Annotated in this window: 13 protein-coding genes; 5 read left to right on the top strand and 8 right to left on the bottom strand. The window is 73.6% G+C overall.

All coding sequences use genetic code 11. The annotated features are described in order from the left end of the window. Positions 1–7 precede the first annotated feature (7 nt). Both AC4H2G_RS08175 and AC4H2G_RS08170 read right to left on the bottom strand, forming a co-directional pair. Entirely contained in the window at positions 8–892 is an 885-nt protein-coding gene (locus tag AC4H2G_RS08175; protein WP_494365254.1) for a branched-chain amino acid ABC transporter permease, read from the bottom strand. 7 nt (positions 893–899) lie between these two features. Further along, complete coding sequence (locus tag AC4H2G_RS08170) at positions 900–2,150, bottom strand: amino acid ABC transporter substrate-binding protein (RefSeq protein WP_494365253.1); 1,251 nt, start codon at positions 2,148–2,150, stop codon at positions 900–902. Positions 2,151–2,340: 190 nt separating this feature from the next. On the opposite strand from AC4H2G_RS08170, the gene AC4H2G_RS08165 reads away from it, so the two are divergent. After that, positions 2,341–3,402 (top strand): LacI family DNA-binding transcriptional regulator, encoded by a 1,062-nt coding sequence (locus AC4H2G_RS08165; RefSeq protein ID WP_494365252.1) that lies wholly within the window; start codon positions 2,341–2,343, stop codon positions 3,400–3,402. A gap of 73 nt (positions 3,403–3,475) precedes the next feature. Here the strand turns inward: AC4H2G_RS08165 and AC4H2G_RS08160 are convergent, their stop codons facing one another. The 3 genes from AC4H2G_RS08160 to AC4H2G_RS08150 all read right to left on the bottom strand — a co-directional run bounded on the left by AC4H2G_RS08160 (position 3,476) and on the right by AC4H2G_RS08150 (position 10,071). Beyond that, positions 3,476–7,372 carry a PQQ-dependent sugar dehydrogenase gene (locus AC4H2G_RS08160; RefSeq protein WP_494365251.1) on the bottom strand — a complete coding sequence of 1,299 codons (3,897 nt, stop codon included), beginning with the start codon at positions 7,370–7,372 and terminating at the stop codon, positions 3,476–3,478. A gap of 255 nt (positions 7,373–7,627) precedes the next feature. Beyond that, positions 7,628–8,659 (bottom strand): CNNM domain-containing protein, encoded by a 1,032-nt coding sequence (locus tag AC4H2G_RS08155; protein WP_494365250.1) that lies wholly within the window; start codon positions 8,657–8,659, stop codon positions 7,628–7,630. Continuing rightward, positions 8,656–10,071: a hemolysin family protein gene (locus AC4H2G_RS08150; protein ID WP_494365249.1), complete on the bottom strand. Its 1,416-nt coding sequence runs from the start codon at positions 10,069–10,071 to the stop codon at positions 8,656–8,658. Before AC4H2G_RS08150 ends, AC4H2G_RS08155 begins: the two co-directional genes overlap by 4 nt. 231 nt (positions 10,072–10,302) lie before the next feature. On the opposite strand from AC4H2G_RS08150, the gene AC4H2G_RS08145 reads away from it, so the two are divergent. Continuing rightward, complete coding sequence (locus AC4H2G_RS08145) at positions 10,303–11,481, top strand: D-alanine--D-alanine ligase family protein (RefSeq protein WP_494365248.1); 1,179 nt, start codon at positions 10,303–10,305, stop codon at positions 11,479–11,481. Positions 11,482–11,646: 165 nt separating this feature from the next. On the opposite strand, the gene AC4H2G_RS08140 is transcribed toward AC4H2G_RS08145, so the two are convergent. Continuing rightward, positions 11,647–12,189: a DUF3515 family protein gene (locus AC4H2G_RS08140; RefSeq protein ID WP_494365247.1), complete on the bottom strand. Its 543-nt coding sequence runs from the start codon at positions 12,187–12,189 to the stop codon at positions 11,647–11,649. Positions 12,190–12,261: 72 nt separating this feature from the next. Between AC4H2G_RS08140 and AC4H2G_RS08135 the strand changes: the two genes are divergently transcribed. Then, positions 12,262–13,281, top strand: a complete 1,020-nt coding sequence (locus tag AC4H2G_RS08135; RefSeq protein WP_494365246.1) for a thiamine-phosphate kinase — start codon at positions 12,262–12,264, stop codon at positions 13,279–13,281. A gap of 2 nt (positions 13,282–13,283) precedes the next feature. On the opposite strand, the gene AC4H2G_RS08130 is transcribed toward AC4H2G_RS08135, so the two are convergent. Together AC4H2G_RS08130 and rpmB are read right to left on the bottom strand one after the other, a co-directional pair. Then, complete coding sequence (locus tag AC4H2G_RS08130) at positions 13,284–13,799, bottom strand: GNAT family N-acetyltransferase (protein WP_494365245.1); 516 nt, start codon at positions 13,797–13,799, stop codon at positions 13,284–13,286. A 165-nt stretch (positions 13,800–13,964) separates the two neighbouring features. After that, positions 13,965–14,156, bottom strand: coding sequence for a 50S ribosomal protein L28 (gene rpmB, locus AC4H2G_RS08125; RefSeq protein WP_251151694.1), 192 nt, complete (start codon positions 14,154–14,156; stop codon positions 13,965–13,967). Between the two features lie 273 nt (positions 14,157–14,429). Here rpmB and AC4H2G_RS08120 point away from each other — a divergent pair, with 273 nt between their 5' ends. Both AC4H2G_RS08120 and AC4H2G_RS08115 read left to right on the top strand, forming a co-directional pair. Then, entirely contained in the window at positions 14,430–16,397 is a 1,968-nt protein-coding gene (locus AC4H2G_RS08120; RefSeq protein WP_494365244.1) for a DAK2 domain-containing protein, read from the top strand. Continuing rightward, positions 16,394–18,661 (top strand): ATP-dependent DNA helicase RecG, encoded by a 2,268-nt coding sequence (locus AC4H2G_RS08115; protein WP_494365243.1) that lies wholly within the window; start codon positions 16,394–16,396, stop codon positions 18,659–18,661. The genes AC4H2G_RS08120 and AC4H2G_RS08115 overlap by 4 nt, the downstream gene beginning before the upstream one ends. Positions 18,662–18,700 lie beyond the last annotated feature (39 nt).

Raw genomic sequence — 18,700 nt, 5'->3', positions numbered from 1 at the left:
ACGGGTGTCAGAAGCGTTGCGCAAGGCGACCTCCGAAGAATCCCTGGGGCCGCAGCATCAGCGTCGCGAAGAGGGCGACGTAGAAGATGGTCTGCGCCCACGTCGTGCCGAGCGGCACCTGGAGCAGGCTCTGGCCGATGCCGAGGACCATCGCCGCGACGGCGGCACCCGGGATCGAGCCCAGGCCGCCGACGACGATGATCGCCATGAGCGGCCCGATCCAGTGCCAGTGGAGCGACGGGTAGATGGTCGCGTCGAGCGACAGCGCGGTCCCGCCGATCGCCGCGGTGGCGAGGCCCAGACCGAAGCCGAAGCCCGCGACGCGGTCCGTCTTGATGCCGACGAGCTGCGCCGCCTCGCGGTGCTGGATCGTGGCGCGCAGCGCCTGGCCGAACCGGCTGTGCTTCATGAGGACGTACAGCAGGGCCAGCGCGAGGGCGGCCAGCCCGAACGCGACGAGCTTCACGACGGCGATCCGCGCCCCGAAGAACTCGATGCTCGACCCCGAGTACGGGAGCTGGATGCGTCGCTGGGTGCCGCTCCAGACGAAGCCGATCATGCCCTCGATGAAGAGCGCGACGGCGAACGTCAGCAGGACGGACATCATCGTGAGCGTCGCGGGCCGCAGCCGGGTGATGAGCAGGCGCTGCATGCCCACGCCCACGAGGAAGAAGAGCGGCACCGTGACGACCAGGGACAGGAGCGGGTCCATCCCGGTCTGCTGGTTGAAGAACCAGGCGAGGTACGCGGCGAGGATGAGGAACGCCGAGTGGGCGATCATCACGACGCGCATCACGCCGAAGTAGAGGGTGAGGCCCGCTGCCAGGAGGGCGTAGAGCCCTCCCAGCAGCACGCCGAGCACGAGGCTCTGGAAGGCGAGTGTGAGCGTCACGAGGTGATCACCAGGCCGGCTTCGGGTAGATGAAGTCGGCCTCCTTGGTGTCCTCGGGGAGGACGATCTGGATCTGGCCGTCAACGTACTGCTGGATGAGGTGGGCGCCCTGCGGCTTGCCCGTCTCGTCCCACGTCAGCGGGCCGACGACGGTCTCGACCTCGTTGGTCCGCAGCCAGGAGATGAGCTCCTGCTGGCAGTCGCCCTGCTCGGCGCAGCCGACGGCCTCGACGGCCGCCGCGACGACCTGGCCGGTCGTGTAGGCGTTGGCCTCGTCCTCGCCGGGCGGGTTGCCGTGCAGCTCCGTGTACCGCTCGACGAAGTCGACGTTGGAGGGCCAGGTCGCGGTCTCGGTATACCCGGTGGGCGAGAGGATGCCCTCGGTCTTGGAGCCGATGGCCGAGGCGAACTCGGGGTTCGTGGGCGCCGTCGAGAACGCCGCGAGGTCGGGTTGGTAGCCGAGCTGCTGCAGCGCCACGATGAGGTTGACCGCGTCCTGGTACTGCGTGCCCCCGATGACCATGTCCGCGTCGGAGTCGCTGATCTTCGCGGCGATCGACGAGAAGTCGGTCGTGTTCGGCGGGTAGACCTCGTCGACCACGATGTCGAGGCCCGCGTCGGCGAGCTTGTCGCGCAGGCCGTACGCGGTGCCCTGGGCGAACGGGTCGTCCATGGCGGCGACGGCCACGGTCTGCGGGCGCTCGCCCTCGGGCATGTCGAGGATGTGGTCCGCGAGGTAGTTGTAGTGGTCGTCGGCGATGGCCGGAGCGGCGTAGAAGAGGTTCTCGAACCCCTGCTCGAACACCTCGTTGGCCGCACCCGCCGGCTCGACGTAGAGCATCCCGTACTCCTCGGCGACGCGCGCGCTCGGCACCACGAGCCGCGTCGAGAACGGGCCGAAGACGAGGTCGACCTCGTCCTGGGCGATGAGCGCCTCGTAGTCCTGCACGACGCGGTCGGCGTTCGACTGGTCGTCGAGGACCTTCAGCTCGACCTGACGGCCGAGAAGCCCGCCGTCCTCGTTGACGAACTGGGCCCAGGCCTCGTACCCGCGCTGCACGCCCTTGCCCGGCTCGGAGAAGTCGCCGGTGAGGGGGAGCGAGATGCCGACGACGATCGGGTCGTCCTCCGACCCGCCGCCTCCGTCTCCGCCTCCCTCGCCGGAGCAGGCGGTCAGGACCAGCGCCGTGGTGGACAGGCCGGCGGCGACGGCGAGTGCGCGTCGGCGGGCGGTACGTGAGGGCAACCGTGAAGACATGGACTGGATCTCCCTACCTCGTCGTAGTGAGGAACTCACCCGTACCTCTGTGTACGGAAGCGCTTTCGTAAGCGCTTTCGTCACAGTACGCTGTCGTCAGCGCTTGTGGCAAGCGTCATAACGAGGTGTCGCCGCGGCGGTTGGCCTCGGTCGGCCTAGGTCAGCCCAGGTCGGCCCACGAACGATCGGAGTGGCTGTGCGGGGAGAGGGTCGTCCGGTCCGGGACCGGAGCGCGCCGCGGCTCGTCGACGTGGCGGAGCGCGCAGGCGTCTCCCTGGCGACCGCGTCGCGCTCGCTCTCCGGCAGCGTCGGCGTCTCGGAGGAGGTCGCGGCGCACGTCCGCACCGTCGCGACGCAGCTCGGCTACGTCGCGAACCTCCACGCGCGCACGCTCGCCGGCGGGAGGACGTCGGTCGCGGGCCTCATCGTGTACGAGATCGGCGACCCCTACTTCGCCGAGATCGCCAGCGGCGTGGTGCGCGTCGCGGGCGAGCACGGGTGGAGCGTGCAGATCAGCCATACCGAGCGCGAGCCCGCCGCGGAGGTGGCGCAGATCCGCCTCCTGCGCGCGCACCGGGTCGGGGCCATCGTCCTCGCCGGGTCCGGCTACGTGGACCCCACGATGGAGGACGAGTCCGGCCGCGAGCTCGCCGCGTTCGAGGAGTCGGGCGGACGCGTCGTCGTCGTCGGGCGGCACCGCCTGCGGTGCGACGCCGTGCTGCCCGACAACGAGGCCGCCGGGGAGAGCATCGCGGAGCACGTCCTGGGGCTCGGCCACCGCCGCCTCGCGGTCGCGGCGGGCCCGGCGCACCTGACCACGATGGCCGATCGGCTCGCGGGCATCCGGACGGCCGCCGCGCGCCACGGTCTCGACCCCGACGGGCTCGCCGTCGCGCACGCACCCTTCACCCGGGAGGGCGGCCGCGAGGCGACGCAGCGCCTGCTCGACGACCACCCCCGCACCACGGCGATCCTCGCGCTCAACGACGCGATGGCGACCGGCGTGCTCTCCGTCCTGCGCGAGCGCGGCACCGCCGTACCGCGCGAGATGTCCGTGACGGGCTTCGACGACATCCAGGTGGCCCAGGACCTCGCGCCGGCCCTGACGACGGTGCGACTGCCCATGACCGAGATCGGTGCGGCCGCCCTCGAGCTGGCGCTGCGACCGCCGTCGGCCCGGCCCCGCCGCCGGTCGACGGGTCACGCGCTCGTCGTGCGCGACTCGACGGCGCCCCCGGCCGACCGCGGCTGACCCCGGGCCGGCCCACGACGAAGGGGGCGTGCGCGGGCACCCGCGCACACCCCCTCACGTCAGGCCACGGCGCTCACCCGCAGGAGTGCGCGCCGTGCTCCACGACGACCTCCGACGACACCTCCTCGCCGTCGACGACAGCCTCGGCCAGGACCGTGACCGACCCGGCCGCGAGGGACGGCGCGCGGACCGCGAAGGACTGGTAGGCCGACACTCCGGGTGCGACGTCCGCGACCGTCCGGCTGCCGAACGCCGTCGAGAGCGTCACGTCCGCCGGCACGTCGCTCGCGTTCGTCGCGGCGACCGCGAGGTACGTGCGACCGCCGAGGCAGCGCGGCGACACCTGGACGTCCAGCTCGATCTCGGCCGGCTCCTCGGCCGCCGTGACCGTGAGGTCGCGCAGGCGGCCGGTGTTGTCGAACGAGCCGAACCCGACGCGACCCTCGGTGAACGTCGTGTCGTTCGCGGTGAGGAGCGGGTCGTCGAGCCCGTCGACGTAGACGGCGATGTCGCCGCTGTCCGCGCAGCGCACGACGCGCACGTCGTGCCACTCCTCGTCGGTGACCGCAGGCGGTGCTCCGACCGCCCCGTCCCACTGGTCGTCGATCCGCTCCCGGTCCTTGCCGTCGACCTTGAAGATGCCGTTGTGGGCGTAGATCGTGTTGTCTTGCGAGAGGTGCGCGTAGTAGTACTCCGTGTCCGACTGCCACCCGAACACGACGATGACGTCCCGGTTGTTCACGGACGCCGGAGCGTCGAGCCGGACCTGGGCATCCAGCGCGAACGAGCCCAGCTCGGGCCCCTCGGTGAGGACGGCGTACTCGAACGGACGGCGGATCCCGTCGTTCGGGTTGTCCCCGGCCTCCGCGAGCACGATCTCCTCGCCCGGGAACTGCCACTTGGCCGGCGTCCGGGGAGCCCAGCTCTCGGCACCCATGACGTCGGTGACCTGCTCGCCCGCCGGTGCGCACGACGGCGGCGCGGGCGGCTCCACGGGCTCGGCCCCGAACAGCGCGTACTGGGCCGCGACCTGTTCCGGCGTCGGGACCGTGTCGAGGAACATCAGGTCGTCCATGCGGCCGCTGAACGGGTTGGCCTCACGCGTGTCCTGCGGGAAGCTGCCCCCGATCTTGATGCCGGCCGGGTCGGTCGGGGACGTGGCTCCCGCACCCCAGGGGTTGGCGGCGGTGTACTCGCCGGCGAGCTCCTCGCCGTTCATGAAGAGCTGCATCTCGCCGCCCGCGAAGTCGAACGTCGCGGCGAGGTGCACCCAGCGGTTGCGCTCGAGGATCTGGTCCCACGGCAGGTCGGCCGCGAACGTCCAGGACCCCGCGCCGTCGACCCGGCGACCGAGCGCGACGAGCTTGAGCTCGCCGTCGACCGTGATGACTTCGAGCAGCGCGCGCACCGCGTGGCCGTCGGACGTGCCCGTGAGGACACCGGCGAGGCCGATCGCGTTGTAGCGGTCGTCGGGGTTCGTCGTGCCCGAGTTGAGTGCTGGGTGCTCGCCCGTCGGCTTGAACCAGCCCAAGACCGAGATCTCGTCGGTGCCGGCGAACGCCCCGAGCGAGTCGACGCCCGCGGCGTCGTAGACCCCGGCATTCCAGTCGTCGTTCGAGGACGTGAGCGGGCTCATCTGCTGCGTCTGCAGCGCCTCGCCCGCACTTGGGTAGGCCCGGTCTGCGACGCGCATCTCGACACCGCCGTTGACGAGCTCGATGTTCGTCCCCGACCACCCCTGGTCGGCCTCCCAGGTGGGAGCGCCCTCGGCCGGGTGGTCGAAGTCGTAGTGGGCGACCAGGTTCGGTGCGAGCTCCGGCAGGGCGACCGGCGACGACGCGCCGGCGTGCCGGGCACCCGTGACCTTCCAGATCTTCCCGTCGGCCTTCGAGACGAGATACAGCTCGCCGTCGGCGTCGGAGCCGAACCGCAGGTCGACGCGCTGGTCGCCGACAAGCTCCTGGAAGGTCGTCTCCTCGCCGTCGTGGAACACGCGGAGGTGCTCGATCTCTGCGAGGTCCGCGAGATCGCCGTCGCTGCGGACCATCTCGTCCTGCTCGGTCGCGAGCACCCAGCCGCGCACCAGGTCGGTGAACAGGTAGCGCCCCTGCAGCTCGGGGATGTCGCCGCGGTAGACGAAGCCGCCGTTGAGCGCGACGCCCGCGTCACCGGTCTGGCCCGGGTCGCGGTTGTGGTCGTACGCGGCCACGGGGTACGTGAAGCCGTTCTCCGCGTCGTCCGCGGGCAGGGGGAAGATCTGCCGGTTCTCCGCCAGGAACGGTCCCTCGCGGACGGACCAGCCGAAGTTGTCGCCCGGCTCGACGGCGTAGACCGACTCGACCTGCCACTCGCCGATGTGCCCGAGGTACATCGTGTGGTCGCCCTCGGGGTCCCAGCTGATGCGATGCGGGTCGCGCATGCCGACGGCGTAGATCTCGGGCAGTGCGCCCGGGGTGCCGAGGAACGGGTTGTCCGCGGGGATGCCGTACTGGCCGTTGGTGCTGTCGTCGCCCAGCGGGTCGATGCGCAGGATCTTGCCCTGCGGGGTGGCCAGGTCCTGCGGGTTGCCGTTGCCGACGCCGTTGCCCCCGTCGCCCACGAGGACGTAGAGGGTGCCGTAGTCCGGGTCGCCCGGCTCGACGGTCGGGTTGAAGGCGATCTGCTGGACGGTGTGCACACGCCCGGCGAACGGCACGCGCAGGACCTCGCGGCTCGTGCCCTCGAAGACCTCCGCGGCCGGGTCCGTCGCCGTCCACTCGGTGATCACGCTGTGGAACGCGGTGTTGCCGAAGCCGGGGAAGTCCGGGGTGTCCTCGGTCAGCGCGGTGCCGGCCTCGGTGTGCACGGTGTAGAACTTCCCGTTCGTCGCGAACTCGGGGTGGAACTCGACGAAGCCGAAGCCCGTGCCGAGCCCGGCGTGGTTGTGGAAGTTGTCGACGAACCGATCGCGCACGTCGAGGTACGCGACGTGCTCGCCGGTCTCCTTGTCGACGAGGTAGAGGACCTCGTTCATGTCCGGGACGGCGAGACGGCCCGAGCCGTCGGGCACCTCGTCGAGGTGGGTGATGCGGTTGTGCCGCACCAGGCGCTGGTCCTGGGTCGCGGGCGTCGTCGTCGACTCCGGGAGCTGGGCCAGCTCGGTGACCTCGATGCCCAGGGCCGAGGGGGTGGGGTCGGGCAGCGGGTTGAGCAGCGGCTCGCTCGGTGTCGTCCCACCGGCGGCGCAGTCCGCGGGGTTGCCCGTCGGGATCGCCAGGTTCTCGCCCGCGGTGTCGACGGCGACGTCGTCGAGCATGAGCCGTCCCGCGCTGCTGGCGCCGTTGATCCAGAAGAACCGGTCGAGGGCCCCGGTCACGGCCTGGCGGAAGCCGAACTGCTGCTCGGTCCCCTCGGGCAGCCGGGTGATCTCCTCGTACGGTCCGCCCTGGCTGTAGACGGCGACCTTGTCCGTCGCGTTGTCGGCGACCACCCACACGCACTGCCACGTGTCGCGCGACCACACGCCGGCGGGCTTGAACGACCCGCCGTCGCGGACGAGCATCACGTCGTTGTTCTGGTTGTTGACGTAGGCGCGGCTGTTCACGTAGTCGGACGGCGCGTCGACGTCCGTGATGCCGAACGACGTGTCGACGCTGCCCGAGCGCATGAACCGGAAGAACACCGTGCCGGTGTCACCGTCGGCGATCCCCGGGACGGCCCGGTGGGCTCGTTGGCCGCCGCCGACCATCTCGAGGACCTGGTTGTTCGCGTCGAGCGGGTCGGCGACGACCTGGGCGGCCGTGGAGGCCGACCACCCGTCCTGGCCCGTCAGCGCCCTGCGCTCGTAGGTCTCGAAGCTGAGGATCTCGCTGAACTCCTCGTCGGCCACCTCGGCGGCCGCCGGCGGCCCGAGGAGGGTCGCCCCCAGGACGGTCGCGAGGGAGAGCGAGAGGACCGCTCTGCCTCGCCGTCTCGACTGCGTAGACGTCATCGTCTGCTCCACTTCGTCGGAGGGTGCGCACCGCCGCGCCACGGTCGTCCGGGTCGCGTGCGCGTCGCCACGTCCGTCCGGTGCCGCCGAGGTCCGCTTCTCCTGTCAGGTCGTGCACGTCGGTGTGCACGACTCCTCGCAGGCTAAGGAAAGGGTTTTCCCGCGTCAAGAGGAACGGGGCGTGTCGGCCTGCGCGACGCAGGGCCCCGGCGGTCCGAGACCGTCAGGGCCCTGCGTATCGCTCCTTCCGTCGCGTCAGGAGACGAGCACCGCGGTCGGCTCCTCCGGGTGCGGGAGGATCCGGCGCAGCACGTCGGCGAGGGTCACGACCCCGACGAACCGGTCGCCGTCCATGACCATCGCGAGCTGCTCGCTCGACTCGCGCATGCGCGCGAGCGCAGCGTGCACCGTCGTGCCGGACTCGAGCACGAAGCCCGGCCGGGTGAGCGCGCGAGCGGGCAGGTCGTCCGGCTCGAGCAGCGTGTCCCGGACGTGGACGACGCGCGGGACGGCGCTGCCGTTCTGGAGCAGGATGCGCAGGTGCCCGGACCGGGCGGACGCGGCGCGCACGTCGGACGCCGTGGCGTCCGAGGGGACCGACGTCGGCGCGGCGCCGTCCGGGACGAGCGCGTCCACCGTGAGCGTCTCGAGCTCGAGCGCACCGGAGATCTGCACCCGGTACGACGCCTCGAGCGCCCCGACGTTCGCCGAGTGCTCGACGAGGTGGCGCAGCGTCGCCGGGTCCTGCCCACCGGCCTCGACGTTCTCCACGGGCTCGACGCCGACGGCGCGCACGCACCGGTTGGCGAGCGCGTTGAGCCAGCGCAGGAGCGGGCGGAACGCCCACATGAAGCCGCGCATCGGCAGCGCGAGCAGCGTCGCCGACCGTTCCGGGTGGGCGATCGCCCACGACTTCGGCGCCATCTCGCCGATGACGAGGTGCAGGAACGTCACGATGATCAGCGCGAGCACGAAGCCCGCGACGTCGGCGAGCCACAGCGGCGCACCCCACGTCTCGAAGACCGGCGTGAGCCAGTGGTGCACGGCCGGCTTCGTGATCGCGCCGAGCGCGAGGGTGCACGCGGTGATGCCGAGCTGGGCGCCCGCCATGAGGAGGGTCAGCTCGTTGGAGCTGCGCAGCGCCGCCCGGGCCGCGGGGCTCGTGGCCGCGGCGTCCTCGAGACGGTGCCGCTTGGCGCCGAGGAGCGCGAACTCCACGGCGACGAAGAACGCGCTGAGCGCGATGATCGCGACGGTCGCCGCGACGACGACCCCGGGGTTGCTCATCGGGTCTCCTCCTCGGCGGTCGCCTGCGGGTCCGCGGCGGTCGTGGGTCTGTCGTCGCGGTCGTGGCCGCGGTGCTCCTCGAGCCGCACCCGCACGAGGTGCGGGACGTGGCGCTCGACCGACAGGACGTCGACGACGAGCCTGCGGGTGACCGGCTCGTCGTGGACGAGGTCGGCCGGGTCGAGGGGGAGCGGGACCTCGATGGTCTCGCCGGCCCGCGGCAGCGCCCCGTGCTGCGCGATGAGCAGGCCGGAAACGGTCTCGTGGTCACCCCGCGGCAGGTCGTGACCGATGGCGCGCTCCGCCTCGTCGAGATGGACGTCACCGCCCATGATCCACACGTCGTCGTCCTCGGCCGTGACAGTGACGGGCTGCTCGGGGTCGTGCTCGTCGGTGATCTCGCCGACGACCTCCTCCGCCAGGTCCTCGAGCGTCAGCACGCCGGTGAACCCGCCGTACTCGTCGATCACGCACGCGAGCTGGTTGTGCGTGCTCGTGAGCTGCGCGAGCGCGTCCGGGAGCATCATCACGGTGGGCAGCACGACGGCGGGGCGCATGAGCGCGGTGACCAGGGCGTCGTCGGGCAGGTCGGTGGCGAGCAGGTCGGCGAGCTGGACGACGCCGAGGGGCTGGTCCGTGTCGTCGACGACGGGGTAGCGCGTGTGCGCGTGCGCCATGAGCTCGCGCACCTCGGCCACCGTCGCCTCCGGACGGACCGTCCCCACGCGCGAGCGCGGGATCATCGCATGCTCGACGTCCTGCTGCGGGAAGTCGAGGATCCGGTCGAGGAGCACCGAGAGCTCGTCGGGCAGGTCGCCGCTCTCGCGCGACTCCGCGACGATGTGCTCGAGGTCGCGCGCCGTGGCGGTGCTGTCGACGTCGTGCACGGGCTCGATCTTCAGCAGGCGCAGGAGCGCGTTCGACGCCTTGTCGAACACCGCGATGAGCCAGCCGAACACCGTGAGGTAGGCGGTCGTGGACCGGGCGAGGCCCCGCGCGAGCGGCTCGGGCCGCGCGATCGCGAGGTTCTTCGGGACGAGCTCGCCGAAGAGCATCTGGATGATGGTCGACAGCACGAGCGCGAGGACGGTGCCCACCACGACGCCCACACCGCTCGGGACGCCGACGCCGCCGAGCATGGTGCCGAGGGACTCGCCGATCAGGGGCTCGGCCACGTAGCCGACGAGAAGGCCGGTCACCGTGATGCCGAGCTGGGCGCCGGACAGGACGAAGGAGGTCCGACGGGTGACCGCGAGCGCGCGCCGCGCCGTCTCGTCGCCTGCGGCGGCCTTCGCGCCGAGACGGGACCGGTCGACGGTCATGTAGGCGAACTCCTGGGCGACGAAGTACGCCGTCGCGGCGGTGATCGCGAGGACCACGAGGAGTCCGAGGAGGAGAGACAGGAAGGTCATCACCGGGCCCGCACCGTCCTCCGGTCGTCACGGACGCGGTGTCGCGTCCTGTCGCCGGGGCCGGTGCGGCCGGGACTATGGTCGGGGTCGTCGGCCGCGGGGGCCTCGAGAGTCATGTCTTCCACGAACGACCCCAACGCGGGGGGCGTGCGATTCGTTCCCGGCGCCGCCGGGTCGCGTGCCCGAGGGTGCGCAGGGCTGCGGGGCGCCGGTCCGGTAGGGTCGTCCGCGATGTCCAGCCAGCAGCCCTCCCCGCACAGCGCCGAGCCCGAGCCTGCTCCGGCCGCGACCCCCAGCACGCCCCGCAAGGTGCGCGTCCTGCTCCTCTTCGGCGGACGATCCGGCGAGCACGCCATCTCCGCCGCGACCGCCGCGGGGGTGCTGCGCGCGATCGACCGCTCGCGGTACGACGTCGTCCCCGTCGGCATCACGCCCGACGGCGGCTGGGTCCTCGCCGCCGACGAGCCCGAGCGCTGGGAGATCACCGACGGCCGGCTGCCGCAGGTCGAGGCGACCGGCGAGGACGTCGTGCTCCCGCTCGCGACGGACCGTCGGGGCGTGCGGGTGCTCGCACCGGGCGAGATCCCGCGCGAGCTCGGCGAGGTGGACGTCGTCTTCCCGCTGCTCCACGGGCCGTACGGCGAGGACGGGACCGTTCAGGGCCTGCTCGAGCTCGCCGACGTGCGCTACGTCGGTGCGGGCGTGCTCGCGTCCGCGGTCGGCATGGACAAGCACTTCATGAAGCTCGTCCTCGCCGGCCAGGGACTGCCCGTCGCGCCGTACACCGTGATCCGGCCGGGGGAGTTCGATCGGAACCCGGACGCGTGGACGCAGACCGTGGCCGGCCTCGGCCTGCCCGTCTTCGTCAAGCCCGCCCGCGCCGGCTCGAGCCTCGGCATCTCCAAGGTCGACGACCTCGCCGACCTCCCGGCAGCGATCGCCGAGGCGCAGCGGCACGACCCCAAGGTGCTCGTCGAGGCCGGGGTCGTCGGGCGCGAGATCGAGTGCGCCGTGCTCGGCGGCCGCGACGGCGCCCGTCCCCGGGCGTCGCTGCCCGGGGAGATCGTCGTCACGGGTGCGGAGCACGCCTTCTACGACTTCGAGGCCAAGTACCTCGACGAAGCCGGCGTCGAGCTCTCGTGCCCGGCCGACCTGCCCCCGCACGTCGTCGCCGAGGTCCAGGACGTCGCCGTGCGCACGTTCGAGGCCGTCGGGGCCGAGGGCCTGTCCCGCGTCGACGTCTTCGTGACCGCCGACGAGCAGGTCGTCGTCAACGAGATCAACACGATGCCCGGCTTCACGCCGTTCTCGATGTACCCGCGCATGTGGGAGAGGTCTGGCCTCGCCTACCCCGACCTCATCGACGAGCTCATCGCGCTCGCCCTCGAACGGCCCACCGGCCTCCGCTGAGGCGTGCGGGCGGGCGGACCAAGCGGACCAGCGAGGAGGGGCGGGGGCGGGAAGGCGCCGAGTCGTGGCGGGTCTGGCGGGAGCCGCCGAGGAACGAGGCGGCGGATGGAAGACTCGGCGCCTTCCCGCCCCCGGCCCGCCGGACCCCCGAGGACCGCGGTGTCGTCAGCCCGCGTCGGCGGCGCCGACGCACGCGCGCGTCTGCGGCACCTCGAGGACGGCGGGCGTGAGGTCGGCGACGAACGACGTCGAGTGGTTCGCGGCGACGGCCGGCGGCACGACGACCTGGACCGCCGGGTCGCGACCGTAGGTCGTGAAGGTCCACGTGCCCTCGCCGTCCTCGACCACGAGCCAGTCGACGGTCCCCGAGGTCGACTCGACGCTCTGGCACGCGGTCGTCGTGGGGCCGGGGACCTCGACGCCGCAGCGCAGCGTCACCGCCGCGCCGGGCTCGCCCCAGGCCGCGGTCGCCTGGCTCGTCGTGCCGACCTTCGGGAGGTCCTCGGCGAGCGCGTCCGGCACGGCGAGGACCACGTCCGCGCACAGCGGGTTCGCGGCGTCGTCGGCGACGGGGACGCCGATGCGGGGCGCGCACGCGCTCGCGGAGAGCACGACGACCGCGACCACCGGGAGCAGTGCGGCGCGGCGCGGACGACGGTGCCCGGCGCGTGGACGCGGGGCGGTTCGGGCAGGGGTGGTTCCGAGCACGCGACCACGGTAGCCGTCCCGGCGAGGTCCTCGTGAACGGACCGGTGCTCGTGCGACGGCTAGGGTGACTGCGTGAGCGAGACGCCCCTGCTGGTCCGCGACGTGACCGAGGAAGCGCTCCTCGCCCGGATCTTCCCCCTCCTGCCCGCCGCGCCGACGACGATCGTCGGTCCAGGGGACGACTGCGCCGTCGTCGCCGCTCCCGACGGCCGCTACGTCGTGTCGACCGATGTCCTCGTCGAGGACCGGCACTTCCGTCGCCGGTGGTCGAGCGGGTACGACGTCGGGTGGCGGGCCGCGGCGCAGAACCTCGCCGATGTCGTGTCCATGGGGGCGCGGCCCGCCGCGCTCGTCGTGTCGCTGGTCATGCCGGGCGACCTGCCCGTCGACTGGGTGACGGGGCTCGCGCGCGGGCTCGCCGCGGCGTGCACGCCGGTCGGTGCGGCCGTCGTCGGCGGAGACCTGTCAGGTGGTGACCAGATCGTCGTGGCGGTGACGGTGCACGGCGACCTCGAGGGCAGAGCGCCGGTGCTGCGCTCCGGCGCCCGGCCGGGCGACGTGGTCGCCCTCGCGGGCACGCTGGGGCGAGCGGCGGCGGGTCTGGACCTGCTGGAGATCGGCCGCCCGGAGGCTCCTCTCACGGACGCCTACCTGCGGCCCGACCCTCCGCTCGCGGCCGGGCCGCGCGCCGCCGACGCCGGTGCGACCGCGATGATGGACGTGTCCGACGGCCTGCTGCGCGACGCAGGGCGCATCGCCCGGGCGAGCGGCGTGCGGATCGACCTCACGGGGTCGGCGCTCGACCCGGACCGCGCCGAGCTGCGCTGGTCCGCGCTGGTCGCCGCCGCGGAGGGCGTCAGCGAGCAGGCCGTGGCGGCGGGCACGGACGGGTGGCGTGTCGTCGTCGACGACTGGGTGCTCAGCGGGGGAGAGGACCACGCGCTGCTCGCGACGTTCCCGGCGGGCACGGACCTGCCGGCACCGTTCCGGGCGATCGGGTCCGTGCAGGAACCGGACCACGCCGGGCCGGGTGTCACGCTGGACGGCGGGCAGCCGCACCGCGCGACGGGGTGGGACCACTTCCGCGCCTGACGTCAGCCCCGGCGGTAGCGCACCGCGGTGAGGTCCTTGCCACCGATGTCGTCGCGGCGCTCGACGCCGTCGGGCGCGAACCCGTGGCGCCGGTAGAAGCGGCGGGCCCGCTCGGCGTCCTCCAGGACCCAGAGCGTGACCACGACGCCGGGGGGCACGTCGGCGAGCAGCGTGCGCATGAGATCGCGCGCGACGCCGCGCCCCCAGGACTCGGGGTCGAGGTAGATGGCGTAGATCTCGAGGTCGCCGACGTCGGCGTCCTCGTCACGGCTCGGGCCGAGCGTCGCGAACCCGATGGTCCGGCCGTCGGCGTCCGCGAGCCACGTGCGCGCTCCCGGCGTGGAGAGGCTCTCGACCCAGTGCTTCTCGCGCTGGTCGACGTCGAGCGAGGCCAGGTACTCGTCGGGCACGATCCCGGCGTACGCACCGCGCCACGACGCGACGTGCACCGCGGCGATCGCGCTCGCATCCGCGGGCCCGGCGGGGCGGATGGTTACCTCGCTCAGTTCCGTGACCATGGACAAAGCCTGCCATCGGGCAGCGGTTCCGCCAAACCGGTTTGTCCCGACCTCCAGGAGATCTCCGCAACCGGTGAGGCCAGGGAGGGACGCCGGACCCGTGCCGGGGACGACGAAGCGCCCGCCGGCGGGGCCGACGGGCGCTTCGTGGAGGCGTTCTCGCGATCAGGCAGGACGCGTGACCTTGCCGGCCTTCAGGCACGAGGTGCACACGTTGAGGCGCTTGGGCGTACCCGACACCACGGCGCGGACGCGCTGGATGTTCGGGTTCCAGCGGCGCTTCGTGCGGATGTGGGAGTGCGAGATGCTGTGCCCGAAGCCCGGGCCCTTGCCGCAGACGTCGCAGTTGGCAGCCACGGTTTCTCCTGATCGTCGTGCACGTCGCGCGCAGGCAGCCGCGACGTAGTGAATGGTCTGTGGGTTCTGCCCGGTCGTTCGCACGGCGTGAGGCGCGTACGAGGACGTCGTACGGCTTGTGGCGCACGAAGCACCCGGGCAACCTCCTCAGGGTAGCCGATCGGGTGGCGTCTGCTCAAATGAGCGCCCGCGGCTAGGCCCCTGCGGCCGGGTTCCGGAGCAGAGACTACGGTGTTGCCGAGCATCGACCGACCAGCGAGGAGCCCGACCGACGTGAGCGGCCCTACCGACGTGATGGACGCCGCTGACGTCCTCGCGTGGGCCCGGGGCGGCGTCGAGGCGCTCGGCGCGGCGCGGGCAGCGCTCGACCGGGTCAACGTCGTCCCCGTCGCCGACGCCGACACCGGGACGAACCTGTACCTCACCTTCCTCGACGCGACGCGCTCCCTCGGCGCCTCCGCCTCTTCCGGGGAGGAGCACGCGGGCGACCTGCTCGTCCGGCTCGCGCGGGGCGCGCTCGTGGGCGCGCGCGGTAACTCCGGCGTCATCCTCAGCGAATACCTGCGCGGTCTCGCGGTCGCGCTCGCCGCGCACCGCACGGTGACGGGGACAGCGCTCGCCGCGGCGCTCGCCGCCGCCGCGCGCACGGCGCGGGGAGCGGTCGCCGAGCCGCTGCCGGGCACGATCCTCACGGCGGCGGACGACGCGGCCCGGGCCGCCGCGCACGCCGCGACCCCGCGAGCGCTGCACGCGTCGACCCCACGGGCGGCGCACGCCGCGGACGCAGCGCACGCCGCGGACCTGCGGGCGGCCGCCGGGCACGTCGTGAGTCCCGCCGTCGTCGCCGGTGCCGCGCACGACGGCGCGCGGGCCGCCGCGCTGCGCTCGAGCTCCGAGCTGGACGTCCTCGCGCGGGCGCGGGTGCTCGACGCAGGCGCGCTCGGCCTGACCGTGCTGCTCGGCGTGCTGCGGGTCGCCCTCGGCCGGGCAGCCTCCCCGCCGCCGGGAGACGCCGGCGCGCGCAGCGACCGCGGGCCGGGCGCCGCCCGGGGTTCGGTGCTGGACGTCGTGTCGGAGGTGCTCGACATGATGTCCGGCATGGCGCCGGACCCAGGCGCCGACGAAGGGCTCGGCGCAGAGCGTGCCGCGCCGAGCGAAGGAGGCGAGCTCGAGGTGATGTACGTCGTCGAGGCGACACACCCGGCACTGTCGTCCCCGGACGCCCGGACGGGCTCCGTCGACGTCGCGGGTCGCCTGCGTGCCGCGCTCGGAGGCATCGGCGACTCGGTGGTCGTGGTCGGGGGGCGGGCCATCGGCGAGCGCGGTCCCGGACCTGGCGGCGACGGCGCGGGGCGCACCAAGGGCCTGTGGCAGGCGCACGTCCACACCGACGACCCGGTCGCGGCGGTGGCCGCCGGGCGCGAGGTGCTGCAGGCCTTCCCGCCCGGCCACGCATCGCTGCACCAGGTGCGGGTCCGGCACCTGGCCGGCACCGGGCACGCCGCCGGGTCCCGGTCTCCGGTCGGGCTCGTCGCGGTGACGACGACGCCCGGTCTCGTCGCCGACCTCGCGCGGGCCGGCGCCGTCGTGCTCCTGCGGGAGCCGGGCTCGCCGGTGGACGCCGCCGCGCTGCACCGCCTCGTCGTCGACACGGGTGCGCCGCACGTCGCCGTCCTGCCCGGCACCCACCTCGACGACGACGTCGTCGCCGCGGCGCGCGCGGCGGTGCGGGCCGACGGCGTCGAGCGGCTCGACGTGCTGGACGCCCCGACGGACCTCCACGTCGTCGTCGCGCTCGCCGCGGCGCAGCTCGTGGACCACGACGCGACGGGGGACGGGGCCACGACCGGCCTCACCGCGGCGCGCCGCGCGACCGCGGCGGTGCGTGTCGCTGCCGTCGAGATCGTCGCCGTCGAGATCGTCGCCGAGCGTTCGGCGGACGAGCTGCCCGCGGGGTCCGGTCCCGGACTCGGTCAGACCCTCGGTCAGGCCCTCAGTCAGGCCCTCAGTCAGGCCCTCACCGAGATCCTCGCCGGGCCGACCGAGATCCTCATGGTCCTCGCGGACGACGACGTCGCGCCGGCGGTGCTGGAGGCCGTCGTGGAGCGAGCGTCCACCGGCGGGACGGAGACCGTCGTCCTGCGGTCGGGGCGTCCGGGCGGGACGGTGACGCTCGGGGCGGAGCCGCCGGGCGGCGTCGGGCACGAGGGAGTCGGGCACGAGGGAGGTGTCACCGGATGACGGACCGGATGGCCGAGCCGCTCGCCAAGGCGCTCGGGACGCGCAGCGCCGGGGCGCTGGCGAAGCTCGGGGTGAACACCGTCGGCGAGCTCCTGGGCCACTATCCCCGCCGCTACGGCGACCCGGGGAAGCTCACCGATCTCGGCGGTCTCGCGCTCGGCGAGCACGTGACGATCGTCGCGCAGGTCCGCTCGGCGACCGTGCGGCGCATGCGCAACCGTGCCGGGGCGATCCTCGAGGCGATCGTCACGGACGGCCCGCAGCAGCTCTCCCTGACGTTCTTCGCCAAGGGCCCGGGGGCCCTGCGATACCACGAGCAGCGCCTGGCTCCCGGGAGGCTCGGCCTCTTCACGGGCGTCGTCGGCGTCTACCGCGGGACGCGCCAGCTCGCGCACCCCGACTACCGCATCATCGGCATGGACGACGACGCCGAGGACACCGAGAGCGCGGTGCTCGAGGCCAGCCGGCCCATCCCGATCTACCCCGCGAGCGGGAGCCTCCCGAGCTGGAAGATCCAGCCCGCGGTGCGCACGGTCCTGGACCCGCTGCGGGAGGAGGACGTGCCCGACCCGCTGCCGGACGCCGTGCGCGAGCGGCGCGGCCTCGGCACGCGGCTCGAGGCGCTGCGCGACGTGCACGAGCCGTACGACGAGAAGCAGTGGCAGCGCGGGCGCGACCGGCTGCGCTACGAGGAGGCGTTCGTCCTCCAGGCGGCGCTCGCGGAACGCCGCGCGCGGGCCGAGGCCCAGCCGGCGACGGCGCGGCCGCCACGCGCCCCGGGCGAGCCGGGCATCCTCGCCGACCTCGACGCCGCCCTGCCCTTCGAGCTCACGCGCGGGCAGCGCGAGATCGGCGAGCAGGTCGCGCAGGACCTCACCCGTTCCCGGCCGATGCAGCGGCTCCTGCAGGGAGAGGTCGGGTCCGGCAAGACGGTCGTGGCGCTGCGCGCGATGCTCCAGGTGGTCGACGCCGGCGGCCAGGCCGCGCTCCTCGCGCCGACCGAGGTGCTCGCCGCGCAGCACGCGCGCACGCTGCGCACGCTCCTCGGCCCGCTCGCCGAGGGCGGTTTCCTGGGCGGCGCGGAGCACGGGACGCGGGTCGCGCTCCTCACGGGCTCGCTCGGCGCGGCGGCCCGCAAGGAGGCGCTGCTCGACGCCGCGAGCGGCGCCGCCGGGATCGTCGTCGGCACGCACGCGCTGCTGTCCGAGAACGTGCAGTTCGCCGACCTCGGCCTCGTGGTCGTCGACGAGCAGCACCGGTTCGGCGTCGAGCAGCGTGACGCGCTGCGCGCGAAGGCCCGCACGAGCCCGCACGTGCTCGTCATGACCGCGACCCCCATCCCGCGCACCGTCGCGATGACGGTGTTCGGCGACCTGGAGACGTCCGCGCTCACCGAGATCCCCGCGGGCCGCGCCGGCATCACGACGCACGTCGTGCCGGCCGACAACGCGGCCTGGATGGACCGCACGTGGGCGCGCGTGCGCGAGGAGGTCGACGCCGGGCACCGCGCGTACGTCGTGTGCGCGCGCATCCACCCCGACGAGCCGGGCGACGACGCGCCGCGCGCCGGGGCGGAGGGCGACGAGTTCGACGAGGTGCCGGACTTCCTGCTCGAGGACGGCCCTGACGGCTCGTCGGCCGACCGCCGACCCCTGCGCGCCGTGCTCGAGGTCGCCGACGAGCTGCGCGCGCACCCGCGCCTCGCGGGCGTCTCGGTGGGGATCCTGCACGGGCAGATGCCGCCCGCGGAGAAGGACGCCGTGATGGCGGCCTTCGCGAGCGGCGCCGTCCAGGTGCTCGTGTCGACGACGGTCGTCGAGGTCGGCGTGGACGTCCCCGAGGCCACCGTCATGGTCGTGCACGACGCGGACCGGTTCGGCATCTCGCAGCTCCACCAGCTCCGCGGCCGCGTCGGGCGCGGTGCGGCGCCCGGCCTGTGCCTCCTCGTCTCGACCGCGCAGCCCGGGACGCCCGCAGCGACGCGCGTCGAGACCCTCGCCCGGACGACCGACGGGTTCGAGCTCGCGACGGTCGACCTCGAGCTGCGCAGCGAGGGCGACGTGCTCGGGGCGGCGCAGTCCGGGCGCGCGAGCTCGCTGCGGCTCCTGCGCGTCGTCAAGGACGCCGACGTCATCGCGACGGCGCGCGAGGACGCCGCGGCGGTCGTCGCCGAGGACCCGGGGCTCGAGGGCCACCCCGCGCTGCGCGCCGCGATCGCGGACCAGCTCGACCCCGAGCGCGAGGAGTTCCTCGAGCGCGCGTGACCGTCGCCCGCGCGGCCCGGGACCCGCACCTGCCCGTGG

Source organism: Cellulosimicrobium sp. BMG9.23, from assembly GCF_059159985.1.
The sequence above is the reverse complement of the archived record's forward strand: the minus strand, read 5'-3'. Positions and strand labels throughout refer to the sequence as shown.